Genomic DNA, 17463 nt, shown 5'->3' with positions numbered 1-17463 from the left:
TTCTCAGCCGGCGACGCCGGCCAGTTCCTCCACCGCGTCGTGACGGATCCGCTCGTCGGGGATCCCGATCCGCTTGAGTTCGTCGACCCCGCTGCGAATCATCGCGGGAGGGCCCGATACGAACGCGTCGTACGAGCTCCACGGCCCGTGCGGGCCGATCGCCTGCGGCAGTTGCCCGGCCAGCCCGTCGCCGACCACCGGACGCACCGACAACCACGGGTGGGAACGCTGCAGGCCGAGCAACGTGTCCTTGTCGTACAGGTCGCTGTCGCTGCGCGCGCCGAAGAACACCTCCATCGGGCGCCGTTCGCCGTGCTCGGCCACGTCCTCGATCAGCGCCTTGATCGGTGCGATTCCGGTTCCGCCGCCCAGACAGAGCATCCCGTTGTCCGTGGTGTGGTCGACCACCATCGACCCGGACGGCGGCCCGAGGCGCAGTACGTCGCCCGGGCGGGCATGGCGTACCAGCGCGTTGGAGACCCAGCCCGCGGGGACGGCCTTGACGTGGAAGGAGAGCAGCCCGTCCGAGCGCGGCGCCGAGGCGAAGGAGTAGTGCCGCCACACCCGCGGCCACCACGGGGTCTCCAGGCTCGTGTACTGGCCGGCCAGAAAGGCGTACGGCTGGTCGGGGCGGACCGTCAGCACCGCGATGTCCGGGGTGCGCAGATCGTGGGAGACCACCTCCGCGTGCCACCAGGCCGGGGCCGCGTCCTCGGCCGCCGCGTCGATCATGATCTGGGAGATCGCTGTGTACGCCCGGACCCAGGCGGCCTCCGTCTCCGGCCCCCACGTCGCCTCCGCGTACCGCGCCAGCGCCCCGACGAGGGCCTCGCCCACCGCCGGGTAGTGGCCCGGCATCGTGCCGTACTTGCGGTGACCGGTGCCCAGCGCGCGCAGGTACGGGACGAGCACATCCGGGTTGTCGATGTGCTCGGCGGCCGTCAGCAGAGCCTTCAGCAACCGGTCGCGCTGTACGTCCATGGCCGCGGGGAAGAGACTCCGCAACTCCGGGTGCCCGATGAACACCAGGGCGTAGAAGTACGAGGTCACCTTGTCGGCGACGGGTCCGATCTCCCCGAGGGTCCTGCGGATGAGCACGGCATCCGGCGAGGGCTCGCTCGTACCGGCCCCGGAGGGTATCGGGGCCGTGTCCCGTCTGGCCGATCTGGTGGGCGGAGCGTCCATGCGGTGCCTCGCTTCGAGCATCTCGGTCGGTCTGCACACGCCACGGGCTGTGCATCCGTGGTTCCGGGATTCACAGCGTGCCAGCCGGCCTTGAGCCCTGCGGGGAAATGCGGAAAATCTGCGTTTCGAGCCCACTGTCCCCTTAAGATGCCTCAACTCCCGGGCGTGCAGCCCCTACAAGCTGGTATGCCTCCCGGAGGTCCCTGCCCTCGTAGACATGGGTCGCGCGCTCCGCGAGATAGGGCCGCGCATTGACCGCCACCGAGACCGGAACCACTTCGAAGAGCACGGAATCGGTAATCGAATCCCCGTACGCGACGCAGTCGCCCCGGGTCACGCCGAACCGGGTGCACAGCCGGTCCGCCACGGTGACCTTGGCCTCGGGGGTGAGGATGCCGGCCACCTCCACGGGCCGGGTGAACGGCACCTCGGGGAAGACGGAGCCGTGCGCGGCATGCGCGCCCCACTCCAGCAGGAGCTCGACGAAAAAGGAAGGGGACAGCGAGATGACCGCGCAGTAGTCGCCGCGTTCCCGGATCTCGCGCCACACGTCCCGGATACCGGCCAGCCAGGGGGACCCGTCGAACGCCGCCCGGACGTGCGCGGGCGTCAACCCGGCCCACAGCGCATGGGCGGCCACCGAGAAGTCGTGCGGTCCGATCTCCAGCGCACTGAAGGACCGCTCCAGTTCCGCGATCTCGGCACTCACTCCGAGCTGGCGGGAGATCTCGACCGGCGCCGCGGAGCCGTACATCAGGGTTCCGTCGAGGTCGAAGAGGTGCAGGGTGGTCATAACCATCGAGATTAGCCGTTCCGATTCCCGCGAAACAGCGTGTTTCACGTGAAACAAGCGAGCGGTTTCACGTGAAACATTCGGTTCGTGTTTCACGTGAAACACCGACCTCACGAATCCTCTGGACGGTGGGCGACTGATGATCCAGTCTGAGTCGGTGACACCACCACATCTCACCGAACTACCGATCCGAGCGCTGGCCGCGGACGACCTCCGCCGGTGCGCCGACCTGTCCGAGGACCGCGGCTGGCCCCGCGAGGACCACAAGTGGAGACTGCTGCTCGCGGCCGGGACCGGCTACGGCGTCGATGCCCCGGACGGGCAGGGGCTCGCCGCCGCCTGCGTGGTCACCGGGTACGGCCACGCGAACGGGCAACCCGAACTCGCCGCTGTCGGAATGGTCCTCGTCGCCGGCCGCTACGCCCGCCAGGGGCTGGGCCGCCGCCTGATGAAGCACGTGTGCGACGACGTATTCAAGGGCGTGCCGCTCACCCTGCACGCCACCCCTTTGGGCCGCCCCCTCTACGAGGATCTCGGCTTCGACACCACGGGCCGCGCCGAGATGCTCCGCGGGACCTTCCGGCACGAGGATGCTCCCGGCCCGTCGAGCCCACCCGGCGTCCGCCCGGCGCGCGCCGAGGACCTCTCGCGCATCCTGCGGCTGGACGCCGAGGTCTTCGGCACCGACCGCACGCACATGATCACCCGGCTGCCGGCCTTCGCGGACCGCCTGGTCGTCGCCGAGGACACGGACGGCACGCTCAGCGGGTATGCCGCGGCCTGGCCCAACATGGAGACCCACGTCATCGGCCCGCTGATCGCCCGTGACACCGGTACCGCCCGGGCCTTGGTCACCGCGCTGGCCACGGGTACCGACCGACCGCTGCGCACCGATGTCGACGTACGGCACCAGGAGTTCATCGGCTGGCTGAAGGAACGCGGCCTGGAATCCGTGGCCTTCAACGCCGTCATGACCCGCGACATCCCCGGCTTGCCCGGTGACTGGACCCGGCGATGGGCGCCGCTCACCGTCGCCGCGGGCTGAGAGAGGAACACACCACGATGACCGATGCCTCCGAGCTGACCATCCGCCCGGCCACCGAGGCCGACCTGCCCGCCGTCGTCGCCATGCTCGCCGACGACCCCCTGGGCGCCACACGTGAATCCCCCGACGACCTCACCCCGTACCTGAGGGCCCTCAAGCACCTCTCCGAGGATCCGAACCAGCACGTCGTCGTCGCTGTTCGAGCGGACCGCGTCGTGGGCACCCTCCAGCTCACGATCGTCCGTGGCCTCTCCCGCAGGGCCGCCACCCGCTCCATCATCGAAGGGGTCCGGGTGCACGCCGACGAGCGCGGCAGCGGTCTCGGGACCCTGTTCATCGAATGGGCCGTGGAGCAGTCCCGGGCGGAGGGCTGCGTCCTCGTCCAGCTGACCTCGGACGCGACGCGGACCGACGCCCACCGCTTCTACGAGCGGCTCGGTTTCACGGCTTCGCACGTCGGGTTCAAGCTCTCCCTTTGAGGCGCACCGCGTCGGCGGGCCGGGCCTCCTGTCGGCGGCCCGGCCTAGGATCCGGAGGATGAGCGCACGCCTTCCCCTCATCAGCACCTCCGAGCGACGACACCGGCTCGGCCGGCGCCACCGGCTGGCACCCTCGGCCCGGGGCTCGGCGGTGGTCCAGGCGGCTGACGCCGTGGTCGCCCTGCACGCCACGGACGCCGCGACGGTCTTCCTCTCCGCCCGGGCCCGGCTGATCGACTGCGGCCCCGACGCCATCGAGCGGGCGCTCTACGAGGACGTCAGCCTCGTGCGGTTGCTCAGCATGCGCAACACGCTCTTCGTGGTCTCCACCGGTCTGGCCCCGCACGTCGACGCATCCACCGCCCGTGGCATCGCGGCCAAGGAGCGCCGGTCCTTCCTCAGGCAACTGGCCGTGGACGGCCAGGGACTCGACGCCGACTGGCTGGCCGGGGCGGAGAGCGCCGCACTCGACGCCCTCGAAGCCGGCGGCCCCTCCACGGGAAGCCAGCTGTCGGCCGCCGTGCCCACCTTGCGCCAGAAGATCACCACCGACCACGGCAAGCGGTACGAGGCGCAGACCGGCGTCGCCACCCGGGTCATCCGGTTGCTGGCCGCCGACGGCAGGATCCGGCGCGACCGGCCGCGCGGCTCGTGGACCTCCAGCCAGTACCGCTGGGTCCCTGCCGATCCCTGGCCCGCCGTACCCGTGGCGGAGGCGCGCGCCGAGATCGCCCGACGGTGGCTCCAGGCGTACGGTCCGGCCACCGAGGCCGACCTCAAGTGGTGGACCGGCTGGAGTCTGACCGATGTCCGCGCGGCCCTCGCCGCCGCCGGCACCGACCAGGTCCGTCTCGACGACGGCACCACGGCGCTGGTGAGTCCCGGCGACACCGGCGCCGAACCGGCCCCGGAACCCTGGGCGGCCCTGTTGCCGGCCCTCGATCCCAGCAGCATGGGCTGGGCGGACCGGGGCTTCCACCTCGATCCCGCCCACCGGCCCGCCCTCTTCGACTACGCCGGCAACATCGGCCCCACCGTCTGGTGGAACGGTGAGATCGTCGGCGGCTGGGCCCAGCGGCCCGACGGCCGGATCGCCTGGCGGCTGCTGGGCGACCCCGGCCGGGCCGCCGAGGCGGCGATCACCGCGGAGGCCACACGTCTGGCCGCGTGGGTGGGCGACGCCCGCATCACCCCGCGCATGCGCACGCCCCTGGAACGCGAACTGGCCGCCTGACCGGGGGTCCGCGTCCCGGCCGGGACCGTCAGCCGATGCCCCGCCAGCCCTGCGGGTCCACCCCGCCGGGCACCGGGGCCTGGGCGTCGTACGGCTCCCGCGTGAACACGAACGACGCGAGATCGAGGTGGCCGACCGACCCGTCCCCGCGCCGCACCGCCCGCAGCGTCTCGCCCGCGTAATAGCCGGACAGCCCCGTCCAGCTGCCGTCCGCCTCCGCCCGGAAGCGCGCCGCCCGCCCGGTGGCCCCGACCGGCCCCAGCTCCAGCGCCCCGTCCGCCTTCAGCCGCACCACGTGGGCCGATGTACCCCAGTACCAGGGCCCGCACAGCTCCAGCGCCACCGGGTCGGCCTCGCGGAACGGCTGCCACGGCTCCGGGAACCGCGGCTCCGCGGCCGCCACGATCGCCACCAGCTCCGCGGCCACCGCCGAGGTCGGCAGGCCCGACGTGCAGTTCGCCAGCACCACCGCCGCCACGTCGTCCGCCTCGCTCACCCACAGCGCCGCGAGGAACCCCGGCAGCGAACCCCCGTGGCCCGCCAGGCGACGCCCGCCGTCGACCGTCAGCTGCACACCCAGCCCGTAACCGGACTCGGCGATGCCCGGCTCCGGGGGCGAGGCCGGCGTACGCATCTCCCGGACGGTCCGCTCACTGAGCACCCGCTCGTCGCCCCGCAGCAGGAATCCGGCGAACCGTGCCAAGTCCCGTGTGGTCGACCACAGCTGACCGGCCGCCGCCATCAGCCCGAGGTCCTCCAGCGGCTCCGGCATCATCACGTCCGCCCACGGGTGCACCGCCCAGCCGCCGGCGTGGGGGGCCTGCGGCGCCCCGCTCGTACGGTCCAGTCCGAGCGGCTCCAGCACCTCGGCCCGCAACACCTCCTCCCACGGCTTCCCGCGCAGCGCCTCGACGAGCGAGCCCAGCAGCGTGTAACCCGTGTTCGAGTAGTGGAACCGGCGCCCCGGCGCGTGCCGGAACGGCTCCTCGCCCAGGACGTCGGCCAGCTCCGGCCGCGCCGATCCGGGCGTACGCTCCCACCACTCGCCGGGTGTCTCCGCGGCCAGGCCGCCGGTGTGGGCGAGCAGCTGGGCGATCGTCACCTCACCGGCCCTGGTCCCGGGCAGGTGCTTCTCCAGGGGATCGGCGAGGTCCAGCAGCCCTTCGTCCCGCAGCCGCATCACGAGGACCGCCGTGAACGTCTTGCTGAGGGAACCGATCCGGTACTGGACGTTCCCGTCCGGGCCGTGGCCGGGGACGGACGTCCGCGAGCCCTCCCAGAGGACCACCCCGCCCCGCGCGACGGCGGCCGCCACAGAGGGGGCGCGGCCTTCGCTCTGCGCGACGGCGATCCGGTGGCTGAGCGCGCGCCGGGTGGCAGGAAGAAGATCCAGGTCCTCAGAAAGCTCATCCATGATCGTGCGGTTTCTCCGGTTCAGTGTCATGACGTGACGTGGGTGACCAGCGATTCTTCTGCTGGTCTCGGACAGCCGCAGACTTCAGGCGCTCATCGCCGCAGCCACTCGCGGGCACTCGCGGGCACTCGCAGTCACGGGCTCGAGTGACGGCTCTTGTGCTCCAGCTCGCGCCAGTTCGGAACGAACGCCGACATCATGGCGTGGAATCGCTTGCCGTGCGTGCGATAGCGCAGATGCAGCAGCTCGTGAACGATGACGAAATCCTGGAAGGCTCTGTCGGCTTCGGCCAGCTCGTCCGCGAAGGCCACCACGCCGTCGCTGGTGCACGAGCCCCACTTCTCGGGCATCTCGGCGATGTCCACGCGCTTCGGATTGACCCTCAGCCGGAGCGCCCACGCCATCGTGCGACGCCGGAGCTGCTGGTCGGGATAGAGCGAGGACATCAGCTCCCCACCGTCTGTTCGAGGAGCTTCATGATCTGCTCCACCACCTTGCGACGCTGCTCGTCAGGAAGCCGGATCACCGGCTTGTACAGGTTCAGTCGGAGGCGGCGCTGCTCATCGGAGTTCTCCCGCCAGTTGGGGAACTTATCGAGCAGGGTCTCCACCTCCCGAGCCACGACCAGCGTATCGAGGCCGGCCTCGTGGAGTGCCTCGTCGCGACCGAGCAGCCAGTGGACGGCGAAGCCGACAGCGCTCAGGCCGCTGTCACGGGCGGCCTTTCCGGTTGCCTCCTTCTCGACCACCAGGGCCGCGATCTCGTCCATGGCGGCCATGCCGGTCGTCTTGCGCTCCTCCAGGTCCCTGATCACCTGGTCGGCGCGCTCCTTGAGGGCACGCAGCACCACGGCCCTGGCCGGGTCCTCGTCCATCTCTTTGCGCAGCCCCCGGAGCAGGTTGTAGACCTTCCCCTCCTCGGGACCGTCCTCGCCCTTGAGTGACTCCAGGGTGGCCAGGTCGAAGGTGACGACCTTGGCGATGCGGCCCAGCCCCGCCTGCTCCGCGCTGCTCTCTATGAGCCGACGGGTTTTGTACTCCAGGTCGCCGAGGAAGCCGCCGGTCTCCGAGTACGCGTTCCTGACCGCGGCGTAGAGCTGGCTGAGGCGCTTGTACGTCACGATGTGGTCGCGCAACCCGGCCGCGGGCGACAGGATCTCCCAGAGCGCCTCCACGTCCTTGTAGTCGTCGAAGAACGTCTTGCGGGCGTCGGGGTCGAGGAACCGGCCGTAGACCACCTTCTCCAATTGCCGGTCCGGACCGTCCTGTGCTTCGACCTGGAGATAGCTCTCCGCAGCCCGGCCGATCCGGCGATGGAGGTCCTCCATCATGACCTTCAGGTCCTCGATCGAATCGTCGATGTCGGCGGAATCGAAACGCAGGGCCTTCCGGAGCTCGCGGAGCACTCCCACGAAGTCCACCACCAGGCCGACGCGCTTGTGAACGCCCTCGCCGTCGACATACGGCCGGTTGACCCGGGCAATGGCCTGGAGCAGCACGTGGTCCCGCATCGGTTTGTCGAGGTACATCGAGGAGAGCACCGGGGCGTCGTATCCCGTGAGCAGCTTGTCGGTGACGATGAGGATCCTGGGCTGCTCGGCGGTCTTCTTGAAGGCCCTGCGCACCTCCTGCTCGCGCGTCTCCGAGAGCTGTAGCTCGGCCACCTTCGGCCGGTCGACGGAGTCCGAGGGATTGCTGCTGTAGACGACCTCCGTCCACTGCGGCGGCAAGTGCCGGTCGAGGGCCACCTTGTACTTGGCGCAGGTCTCGCGGTCGACCGCGACCAGGAATGCCTTGTGATGCAGCGGGTCGACGTTTTCTCGGAAGTGGCGCGCGACGAACTCGGCCACCTGCTCGACGCGGTCGTCGGCGCTGAGGAAGGCACGGATGCCGACCGCGCGGTCGAGGACCCGGTTCAGCTCCTCGACGTCCGTGACGTCCTCGCTCTCCGCCAGAGCGAAGAACTCCTCATCGAGCTGCCCGGCCGGGATGGTCATATGGGACGGCGCCATCATGTACCGGATGGGAAGGGTCGTACCGTCCTCGATCGACTCCTGGATGGAGTACTTGTCGAGGTAGCCGTCCTCGTCCTGCGCACCGAAGATCTGGAAGGAACCCGAACCGCCCTCGGCGTCGCCGACCGGCGTTCCGGTGAATCCGATGATCGTCGCCCCGGGGAGTGCCGCCATGAGGTAGCTGCCCAGGTCCTTGGCGACCGAGCGGTGCGCTTCGTCGATGAAGACGTAGAAGTTGCCGCGCGGGGAAGTGTCCTTCCTGATCTCCTCGAACTTGTGGATCATCGAGATGATCAGGCCGCGGAAGTCGGCGTCGAGCAGCTCTTGCAGCTCGGCCCTGGAGTTGGCCCGGCGTACGGCGATGTCATTGGCCCGCATCTCCCCCAGCAGGCGGTCTACCCACTCTCGCAGCTGACCCTCGAGCTCACTGCGGTCGACCACCAGGATGACGGTGCCGTTGCTGAAGCGGGCCTTGTCCTCCAGGACCAGACGAGCTGCGATGAGCAGTGTGAACGTCTTCCCGGAGCCCTGCGTGTGCCAGATGAGGCCACGGGTCTTCTCGGGGTCCGCGCAGCGGGCCACGATCTTGTCGACGGCCCGGCGCTGGTGCTCGCGCAGCACCGATTTCCTCGTCTCACCGTCCTCGATGTAGAAGAGGATCCAGTGCCGCAGGGTGCGCAGGAAGTCGGTCGGTTCGAAGAAGGCCTGGACCGCGAATCGGTATTCCTCGTCGGCGGTCTGCTTCCACTTGGCGATGAAGCGCCGGTTCACGTTCCAGGTGACGCCGTACCAGTAGTCGATCAGGTGCGTGACGTTGAACAGCTGGGGTGCGGCCAGTAGCTCGGGCGTCTCCAGCTGGTAGCGACGCAGCTGCTTCACGGCCCGGTCGAGCGCCCCTCCGTCCTTGGGGTTCTTGTGCTCGACGACCGCCACCGGCAGCCCGTTGATCACGAACATGACGTCGGCGCGGTTTCCCTTGCGCGCCAGTGGCTCGATCTTCCATTCCCACGTGACGACGAAGGAGTTGCTGCCCGGATCATCGAAGTCGACGACCCGGATCGGACGGTGGCGCTCTTCCTTCTCGTCGTACCACTGGCGCTCGCCGCGGATCCAGGAAAGGACGTCTCTGTTGCCCTCGATGGTGGGTGGCAGCGCCTCGATGGCATCGACGATGGTGCGGGACTGGATGTCTCCCAGCCACGGGTTGAACTCCAGGAGCTTCGCCTCGAGATCATCGCGGAACAGCATGTTCGCACGGCCACGGCGCTTGACCTCGGCCTCCTGCTGCGTCAGGGGCGTCCAGCCGATCTCCACCGCGTGTTTCACCATCGGGAACTGGACGCTGTGCCCCTCGCCGATCTTGAGCATCGTCATGCGGCGTTCCCTTCGGGCAGCTGAGCAAGGGCGACGGCCAGATCGCCTACCGCGACGCTGCCGGTCATCAGGTCATGGAGCATGCGCTCGAACAGTTCCCTGAGGAGCTCCAGCTTGGCCCGCTGCACCGCACGGTTCTGGTCGATCGTCGTGAGCAGGTCGGCGATCTCCCGCTGCCGGTTCAGGTCACGGGGATAGGCGATCGGAATCCTCCGAACGATGTCGAGGCTGAGGTTCTGCTGCTGACCGCCGTGTGCCCGGGCGCGGATGTTCTCGTATTGCCACTCGAGGAAGTAGTAGAGATAGTCGGTGGCGACGCTCCCGCCAGGACAGCGGATGGCGGCGCAAGCCTGATTGCAGGCTGCCTCGGTCCCGAGCCTGCCGACCTTTCCGCGCGTGACTCCTTGGCCGTACATGGCGAGCAGCAGCGTGCCGGCCGGAAAGAGCTTGACGTTCGTTTCTTCCAGGGCGGCAGCCGTGACGTGTTCAGAGGTCTCCGTGATCGTCGAGTACGACACCTCGGCCGTCTTCACCCACGGAATGGTGCCGCCCTCCCAGTACCGCGGGTCGCGGCGGGAGGGGGTCCCACCGGTCTGCACGGTGTGCGAGTCACCGATCTCCTCGACCACCCAATCCTCGGGAACCCGGCCGAACTCCGTCGTCTTCTGCGGCTCGTCACGCGCACTGCGGGCGAACAGCTCGTGGAGAGCGCCGTCCTTGAGTTCCCTGAGAGTGGCGGCCTTTCGCTCCTGGAGTCGGATTCCGTCCTCGACCTGCTTCAGCGCCTGGGCGATCCGTAGCTGATCGGGCCGGTCCGGTACGGGTACCGGCTGCTCCTTCAGAAGCGTGAAGTGGCGGTTGTACCCGCGGCTCTCCAAGTTGATCGAGCGAAGGGCGTAGAAGAAGAACAGGGGGTCGATGCCCCGACGCGGCTTGAGGATCTGAGTACCGTCGGCTCCCCGGACGAATGGGGTGTCGAGGTACTTCAGCGTGCGCGAGTGGTCGCCGAAGACGATCAGGGGCAACTGCGTGTCGATGACACCGTCTTCGTCGTCGGTCCAGCCCGCGATGTCGACCTGGCTCTGATCGATGACCGGGTACGTGCCCGACCGCTTGTAGGAGCTGGTCGGGACCTTGACGCGGGGCAGGGTGACCCGCTGCAGGCACGCTCCGACGGTCTCCGTCGGCCAGCTGCCGGTCATGCCTTGCCCTCCGCGAGCGGCCGCAGGGCGGCGAGCATCCGGGCGGTCGACTCGTTGTCCTGCTCGTGGAGCAGGTGCAGCTCGCCGAGCAGCTCCGCGATGGTGCGGTGCTCCCGGTCATCGGCCGGACGTGCCCACTTGCCCGGACTCAGGTTGTAGTCGGCCTCCACGATGTCCGCGCGGTCCACCACGGCGACCTCACCGTCGACGGGCTCACCCGCGAGGAAGAGCCTGGTCAGCTCCTTGATGTCCCCCTCACTGAGGTGGTTCTTGGGCTTGCCCTTGACGTAGCGGCGGCTGGCGTTGATCAGGACGACCTTGTCCTTGCGGCCGGCCGGCTTGCGCTTGTTGAGCACGATGATCAGGCCCGCGGCCGACGTGTTGTAGAAGAGGTTCTCCGGGAGGAGGATCACGCCTTCGATCAGGTCACCCTCGACGAACCACTTCCGGACGTTGCGTTCCTTGTCCTCGTTCTTGGCGCCGGAGCCTCGGGTGGCCGCACCGGTGTCGAGGACGACCGCGGCGCGCCCGCCGTCGTTCATCGTGGCGATGGTGTGCTGTAGCCACGACCAGTCACCCCTGCCCGACGTGGCGCCACCCGACTTCATGAAGCGGTCGAACGGGTCGTCGGTGAACAGCCCCGGGTCGAAGGGCTGATTCCACATCGGGTTGGCCACCACGATGTCGTAGCGCTTCAGAGAGCCGGAGGCATCGCGGAACCTCGGAGTGATCATGGTGTCGCCGCGCTGCAGGTCGACGTCCATGTCGTGAATGATCGTGTTCATCCGTGCCACGGCGTAGCTCTCGGACTGGAGCTCCTGGCCGTACATCTTGAGCGGCACCCTGCCGGTCGGGTCGAGTTCCCTGGCGACGAGCTGCAACTTGATCAGGAGCCCTCCTGATCCACAGGCGTAGTCGTGGCAGGTGTCTCCCGGCCTCGGCCGGAGGATGTTGGCCATCAGGAAGCCGACCTCGGTCGGTGTGAAGAACTCGCCGGCGCTCTGGCCGGAGCCCTCGGCGAACTTCCGCAGGAGGTATTCGTAGGACCGTCCCAGGAAGTCGGGCTGCACGTCCGCCAGGCCGAGGCGGTAGCGCGGGTCGGAGAAGGTTTCGACGACCCCGCGCAGCTTGGCCGGGTTGATGTCCCGCTCACCGTTGCGTTCGGCGGCGAAGTCGACGATGTCGATGACACCCGACAGATCCGGATTGTGGCGCACCACGCCGCGCACCGCCCGGGTGAGATGGTCCCCGACGTCCCGGGGCGCCGTCGACCGGCCGTGCTCATCGACCGGCCAGTCGAACGTCTCGCGCCCGCTGATCACACTCCAGCGGGCCTCTGACGGGACGTAGAAACGCAGCAGGCCGTGGTCGGACTCCGCGATCTCCAAGGCGACGTCAGGGTCGCCGAACTCCTCCGCCAGCCGGGCGATCTCGTCGTCGAAGACGTCGGAGAGCCGCTTCAGGAACAGCAACGGCAGGAGGTAGTCCTTGAACTTCGGAGCGTCCTTCTCGCCTCGGATGGAGCAAGCGGCGTCCCAGAGCATCTGCTCCATGGGCTTGGTGCTGTTGGCAGCGGCCACCCGGCCACGCCGGTGGGCGGCTGTCGGGACCGCGGTCGCGTCCGGGGCGCCGGCGTCGATCCCGGCCTCGGCCGCCACCTCGAGGATGCGTGCCATCGGAGCCTTCTGCGGCTTGCTGCTCCCACCCTCCCAGCGGTTGACGGTCGCGAAGGAGACGCCGAGTCGCTCCGCCAGGCCCGCCTGGGTGAGGCCGAGGCGGGCCCGGAGGGTGCGCAGCGTCGCGGGCACGTCCACAGATGTCATTTTGCTATGTTTGTTATGCGACATCGCAAAGTCAAGATCCGGGACGAGGGCGGCTCGGGGCTACGTGTTGGCCATGTCCACGAATCTCGAATAGTGGCCCTGGAAGGCCACCGTGATCGTCGCCGTCGGACCGTTTCGGTGCTTCGCCACGATCAGGTCCGCCTCACCGGCGCGCGGTGACTCCTTCTCGTACGCGTCCTCACGGTGCAGCAGGATCACCATGTCGGCGTCCTGTTCGATCGATCCGGATTCACGCAGGTCGGAGACCATCGGCTTCTTGTCGGTGCGCTGTTCCGGTCCACGGTTCAGCTGGGAGAGCGCGATCACGGGGACCTCGAGCTCCTTCGCCAGCAGCTTGAGGTTTCGGGACATGTCCGAGACTTCCTGCTGACGGCTCTCGGGGCGGCGCGAGCCGCCCGACTGCATCAGCTGGAGGTAGTCGATGACGACGAGCGAGAGGTCGCTGCGCTGCTTGAGACGACGGCACTTCGCCCGGATCTCCATCATCGACAGGTTGGGGGAGTCGTCGATGTACAGCGGGGCGGCCGAGACGTCCGGCATCCGGCGGGCCAGCCGGGTCCAGTCGTCGTCCGTCATCGTTCCCGAGCGCATGTGGTGCAGGGCCACGCGGGCCTCCGCCGAGAGCAGGCGCATCGCGATCTCGTTGCGCCCCATCTCGAGGGAGAAGATCACGCTCGGCAGATTGCTCTTGATCGAACAGGCCCGCGCGAAGTCCAGGGCGAGCGTCGACTTGCCCATCGCGGGGCGGGCCGCGATGACGATCATCTGGCCCGGGTGCAGGCCGTTGGTCAGGGAGTCCAGGTCCGTGAATCCGGTCGGAACTCCGGACATCTGGCCGCTGCGGGAGCCGATCGCCTCGATCTCGTCGAGTGCGCCTTCCATGATGTCGCCGAGCGGCAGGTAGTCCTCGGACGTCCGCTGCTCGGTGACGGCGTAGATCTCGGCCTGGGCACTGTTGACGATCTCGTCGACGTCGCCGTCGGCCGCGTATCCCATCTGCGTGATCTTCGTACCGGCGGCCACCAGCCGGCGCAGGACGGCTCTCTCGTGGACGATCTCGGCGTAGTACTCGGCGTTCGCCGCCGTCGGCACGGACTGCACCAGCGTGTGCAGGTACGAGGCCCCGCCGACCTTGCTGATCTCACCGCGCCGGGTCAGTTCGGCGCCGACGGTGATCGGGTCGGCCGGCTCGCCCTTGGCGTACAGGTCGAGGATGGCCTGGTAGATCGTCTCGTGCGAGGGCCGGTAGAAGTCGTGGCCCTTGATGACCTCCACGACGTCGGCGATCGCGTCCTTGGACAGCAACATGCCGCCGAGCACGGACTGCTCGGCGTCGAGGTCCTGGGGAGGGACGCGCTCGAAGCCGCCACCGCCGCCTCCACCGCCCCCGCCGTCGTCCCAGGAGCCGTTCTCACGGCCCCGGTCGCGCTGCTCGTCCCCGCGGCCGCGGCCTTCACCGCTCCGGCGCGAGCGGGCGGGCAGACGGTCACCCGGACCGCTGTCGGCCCAAGGGTCGTCCGTGGGCTCGGGCATGCTCACCGGACCACCTCCTCCCGTCCGCAACGCGGACCTCGCCGTGTCACTCTTTCTACGACACGGCTCTGACATTTGGGGCACCCGGATCGGCTGTCGGCGAGTCGGGTAACGCACCACGGTAGGGCCGGGAGCGGCGTCAGCCAATCTTGTTATCCACAGGCTGTGTGGATGAGATGTGGACGACGGGGCCAATGCTGTGGGTAACTCCCCGGAAGCTGTGCACGGACCGGGGGACGACACTGTGGACAAAATCACCCGACCCACCCCGTTACCCACATTGACCTGCGCTTTCTTCTTCCGGAGCCGGGTCAACGGAAAAATCTTCGCCACTGTCTCAAGATCGCCCCCAATGGGGTGGAAAGAACGCCCAAGTCAGCGCTTCGGTAAGGATCCCAGTACCCTTGCATCCATTACCTGTGGAAGATTAGATTGAGCGCATGACACAGGCCCCCGCCGCGCTGAAGGCCACACCGAGACGACACGACCGGGAGATCTTCGCTCTCGCCGTGCCCGCTTTCGGCGCACTCGTCGCCGAACCCCTCTTCCTGATGGCCGACAGCGCCATCGTGGGGCACCTCGGCACCCCCCAGCTGGCCGGCCTGGGGATCGCCGCCGCGCTGCTGACCACCGCCGTGAGCATCTTCGTCTTCCTCGCCTACGCCACCACCGCGGCCGTATCCCGCCGGGTGGGGGCGGGCGACCTGAAGGCTGCGATCCGGCAGGGCATGGACGGCATCTGGCTCGCCCTCCTGCTCGGCGCCGCCGTCATCGTGGTGGTCCTCCCCGCCGCACCCTGGCTGGTATCGCTCTTCGGCGCCTCCGACGCCGTCGCCCCGCATGCCATCACCTATCTGAGGATCTCCGCGCTCGGCATCCCGGCCATGCTCATGGTCCTGGCCGCCACGGGTGTCCTTCGCGGTCTCCAGGACACCCGTACCCCGCTCTACGTCGCCATCGGCGGCTTCGCCCTCAACGGGGTCCTGAACGTCGCCCTCGTCTACGGCGCGGACCTCGGCATCGCCGGCTCCGCATGGGGCACCGTCATCGCCCAGTGCGCCATGGCCGCCGCCTACCTCGTGGTCGTCGTCCGCGGAGCCCGCCGCCATGACGCTTCGCTGCGCCCCGACGCCGCCGGGATCCGGGCCTGCGCCAAGGCCGGAGCCCCGTTGCTGGTCCGGACCCTGTCCCTGCGCGCCGTCCTGCTGATCGCGACCGCCGTCGCGGCGCGGCTCGGCGACGCCGACATCGCGGCGCACCAGATCCTGCTCTCCCTGTGGAGCCTGCTCGCGTTCGCCCTGGACGCCATCGCCATCGCGGGGCAGGCCATCATCGGCCGCTACCTCGGCGCGGGCGACACCGCGGGCGCCAAGGCGGTCTGCCGCCGCATGGTCCAGTGGGGGATCGCCTCGGGCTTCGTCCTCGGCCTGCTCGTCGTCCTGTCCCGCCCGGTGTTCGTCCCCCTCTTCACCAGCGATCCGGCGGTCGAGGACGCGTTGCTGCCCGCCCTGCTGGTGGTGGCCGTATCCCAGCCGGTGTCCGGCATCGTCTTCGTCCTCGACGGGGTTCTGATGGGCGCCGGGGACGGCCGCTACCTGGCCTGGGCCATGCTGCTGACGCTGGCGGTCTTCACCCCGGCAGCGCTGCTCGTCCCCGCCGTGGGCGGTGGTCTGACGACACTCTGGTGGGCCATGACGCTGATGATGCTGGTCCGCATGGTCACCCTCCAGCTCCGGGCACGATCGGGCCGTTGGCTGGTCGCGGGAGCCACCCGCTAGAACGGCGTTTCACGTGAAACGAGGCCCGGTCTTCGTTTCACGTGAAACGAGACCGCTGTTTCACGTGAAACGCCCGTGCCGGCACCGGACGGCTCCGGACACGACGAAGGGCCGCACCCCAGACAGGGTGCGGCCCTTCATGCGCAGCCCTTAGGCGGCGACGACCTCGATGCCCACGTTCGCGGCCACGTCGGCGTGCAGACGCACGGAGACCTGGTACGAACCGAGGGTCTTGATCGGGGAGCCCAGCTCAACGCGGCGCTTGTCGACCTTCGGGCCGCCCGAGGACTCGATCGCCGTGGCGATGTCAGCCGGGGTAACGGAACCGAAGAGACGACCGGCGTCACCCGCGCGGGTGGCCAGACGGACCTTCACGCCCTCGAGCTTGGCCTTGAACTCGTTGGCCTGCTCGATGGTCGCGATCTCGTGGATCTTGCGGGCGCGGCGGATCTGCGCCACGTCCTTCTCGCCACCCTTGGTCCAGCGGATCGCGAAACCACGCGGGACCAGGTAGTTGCGAGCGTAGCCGTCCTTGACGTCGACGACATCGCCGGCGGCACCGAGGCCAGAGACCTCGTGGGTAAGGATGATCTTCATTGGTCGGTCACCCTTTCCTTATCGCGCGGTGGACGTGTAGGGCAGCAGTGCCATCTCACGGCTGTTCTTCACAGCCGTGGCGACGTCACGCTGGTGCTGCGTGCAGTTGCCGGTGACGCGGCGGGCACGGATCTTGCCACGGTCGGAAATGAACTTCCGCAGCATGTTCGTGTCCTTGTAGTCCACGTACGCGGTCTTGTCCTTGCAGAACGCGCAGACCTTCTTCTTAGGCTTGCGCACAGGCGGCTTCGCCATTGTGTCTCTCCTGTGTGATCAAGAAGTGGGGGTGAGAGCTGCCCTAGAAGGGCGGCTCCTCCGAGTAGCCACCGCCGGTGCCGCCGGAGCTTCCGCCCCAACCGCCCCCGCCGCCGCCCTGCGACTGCTGGCCGCCGGCCGGCGCGCTGGACGACCACGGGTCGTCGGAGGGAGCTCCGCCGCCCTGCGGGGCGCCGCCACTGGGGGCTCCGCCCCAGTTGCCGCCGCCGCCGCCCTGCTGCTGACCGCCGCCGCCGTATCCACCCTGGCCCTGGCCACCGCGACCCGTGGTCTTGGTGACCTTGGCCGTGGCGTTCTTCAGGCTGGGGCCGACTTCCTCGACGTCCAGCTCGTAGACCGTGCGCTTGACTCCCTCGCGGTCCTCATAGGACCGCTGCTTCAGCCGACCCTGAACGACGACGCGCATGCCCCGCTGAAGGGACTCGGCGACGTTCTCAGCCGCCTGCCGCCAGACCGAGCAGGTCAGGAACAGGCTTTCGCCGTCCTTCCACTCGTTGGTCTGCTTGTCGAAGGTGCGGGGAGTGGACGCGACACGGAACTTCGCGACCGCCGCACCCGAGGGGGTGAAGCGCAGCTCGGGGTCGTCGACGAGATTGCCGACGACCGTGATGACGGTCTCGCCTGCCATGGATGAACCTCTCGGCGGGGATTACTGCTGGGCTGCTGTGCTACTCGGTCCCGATTACCGCTGAACC

General features: G+C 68.8%; 15 protein-coding genes. 4 read left to right on the top strand and 11 right to left on the bottom strand.

Annotation, left to right across the window (positions count from 1 at the left end):
- Nucleotides 1–3: 3 nt before the first annotated feature.
- Nucleotides 4–1206, bottom strand: coding sequence for a globin domain-containing protein (locus ABT106_RS02035; protein WP_351270899.1), 1203 nt, complete (start codon nucleotides 1204–1206; stop codon nucleotides 4–6).
- Nucleotides 1207–1327: 121 nt separating this feature from the next.
- Nucleotides 1328–1978, bottom strand: coding sequence for an HAD family hydrolase (locus ABT106_RS02030; RefSeq protein ID WP_351270897.1), 651 nt, complete (start codon nucleotides 1976–1978; stop codon nucleotides 1328–1330).
- A gap of 139 nt (nucleotides 1979–2117) precedes the next feature.
- On the opposite strand from ABT106_RS02030, the gene ABT106_RS02025 reads away from it, so the two are divergent.
- Genes ABT106_RS02025 through ABT106_RS02015 form a run of 3 tightly spaced genes read left to right on the top strand, consistent with a single transcriptional unit; the run spans nucleotide 2118 to nucleotide 4736 of the window.
- Nucleotides 2118–3023, top strand: coding sequence for a GNAT family N-acetyltransferase (locus ABT106_RS02025; RefSeq protein WP_351270894.1), 906 nt, complete (start codon nucleotides 2118–2120; stop codon nucleotides 3021–3023).
- Between the two features lie 17 nt (nucleotides 3024–3040).
- A complete protein-coding gene (locus ABT106_RS02020; RefSeq protein WP_351270891.1) occupies nucleotides 3041–3502 on the top strand; it encodes a GNAT family N-acetyltransferase in 462 nt (153 codons plus the stop codon).
- A 58-nt stretch (nucleotides 3503–3560) separates the two neighbouring features.
- Nucleotides 3561–4736 carry a winged helix DNA-binding domain-containing protein gene (locus ABT106_RS02015; protein ID WP_351270888.1) on the top strand — a complete coding sequence of 392 codons (1176 nt, stop codon included), beginning with the start codon at nucleotides 3561–3563 and terminating at the stop codon, nucleotides 4734–4736.
- Between the two features lie 28 nt (nucleotides 4737–4764).
- Here ABT106_RS02015 and ABT106_RS02010 read toward each other — a convergent pair whose 3' ends face one another.
- The 6 genes from ABT106_RS02010 to dnaB form a co-directional block, all read right to left on the bottom strand.
- A complete protein-coding gene (locus ABT106_RS02010) occupies nucleotides 4765–6150 on the bottom strand; it encodes a serine hydrolase domain-containing protein (protein WP_351270886.1) in 1386 nt (461 codons plus the stop codon).
- 134 nt (nucleotides 6151–6284) lie between these two features.
- Nucleotides 6285–6596 (bottom strand): M48 metallopeptidase family protein, encoded by a 312-nt coding sequence (locus tag ABT106_RS02005; protein ID WP_351270883.1) that lies wholly within the window; start codon nucleotides 6594–6596, stop codon nucleotides 6285–6287.
- Nucleotides 6596–9538: a type I restriction endonuclease subunit R gene (locus tag ABT106_RS02000; protein ID WP_351270880.1), complete on the bottom strand. Its 2943-nt coding sequence runs from the start codon at nucleotides 9536–9538 to the stop codon at nucleotides 6596–6598. The genes ABT106_RS02005 and ABT106_RS02000 overlap by 1 nt, the downstream gene beginning before the upstream one ends.
- Nucleotides 9535–10740, bottom strand: coding sequence for a restriction endonuclease subunit S (locus ABT106_RS01995; protein WP_351270877.1), 1206 nt, complete (start codon nucleotides 10738–10740; stop codon nucleotides 9535–9537). The genes ABT106_RS02000 and ABT106_RS01995 overlap by 4 nt, the downstream gene beginning before the upstream one ends.
- On the bottom strand, nucleotides 10737–12563 hold the full coding sequence (locus ABT106_RS01990; protein WP_351270874.1) for an N-6 DNA methylase: 1827 nt from the start codon (nucleotides 12561–12563) through the stop codon (nucleotides 10737–10739). The genes ABT106_RS01995 and ABT106_RS01990 overlap by 4 nt, the downstream gene beginning before the upstream one ends.
- Before the next feature lie 60 nt (nucleotides 12564–12623).
- On the bottom strand, nucleotides 12624–14117 hold the full coding sequence (gene dnaB, locus ABT106_RS01985; protein WP_267721670.1) for a replicative DNA helicase: 1494 nt from the start codon (nucleotides 14115–14117) through the stop codon (nucleotides 12624–12626).
- Nucleotides 14118–14557: 440 nt separating this feature from the next.
- On the opposite strand from dnaB, the gene ABT106_RS01980 reads away from it, so the two are divergent.
- Nucleotides 14558–15895: an MATE family efflux transporter gene (locus ABT106_RS01980; protein WP_351270871.1), complete on the top strand. Its 1338-nt coding sequence runs from the start codon at nucleotides 14558–14560 to the stop codon at nucleotides 15893–15895.
- Nucleotides 15896–16045: 150 nt separating this feature from the next.
- Here the strand turns inward: ABT106_RS01980 and rplI are convergent, their stop codons facing one another.
- The 3 genes from rplI to ABT106_RS01965 are packed head-to-tail and all read right to left on the bottom strand — an operon-like array spanning nucleotide 16046 to nucleotide 17396.
- Nucleotides 16046–16492 carry a 50S ribosomal protein L9 gene (gene rplI / locus ABT106_RS01975; protein WP_069921086.1) on the bottom strand — a complete coding sequence of 149 codons (447 nt, stop codon included), beginning with the start codon at nucleotides 16490–16492 and terminating at the stop codon, nucleotides 16046–16048.
- Between the two features lie 18 nt (nucleotides 16493–16510).
- Nucleotides 16511–16747 (bottom strand): 30S ribosomal protein S18, encoded by a 237-nt coding sequence (rpsR, locus tag ABT106_RS01970; protein WP_005315025.1) that lies wholly within the window; start codon nucleotides 16745–16747, stop codon nucleotides 16511–16513.
- A gap of 43 nt (nucleotides 16748–16790) precedes the next feature.
- A complete protein-coding gene (locus ABT106_RS01965; protein ID WP_351270867.1) occupies nucleotides 16791–17396 on the bottom strand; it encodes a single-stranded DNA-binding protein in 606 nt (201 codons plus the stop codon).
- Nucleotides 17397–17463: the final 67 nt, after the last annotated feature.

Origin of the sequence: Streptomyces sp. NPDC002044, from assembly GCF_040296725.1 — a bacterium.
In the GTDB taxonomy this organism is placed as follows: Bacteria; Actinomycetota; Actinomycetes; order Streptomycetales; family Streptomycetaceae; genus Streptomyces; species Streptomyces antarcticus.
The sequence above is the reverse complement of the archived record's forward strand: the minus strand, read 5'-3'. Positions and strand labels throughout refer to the sequence as shown.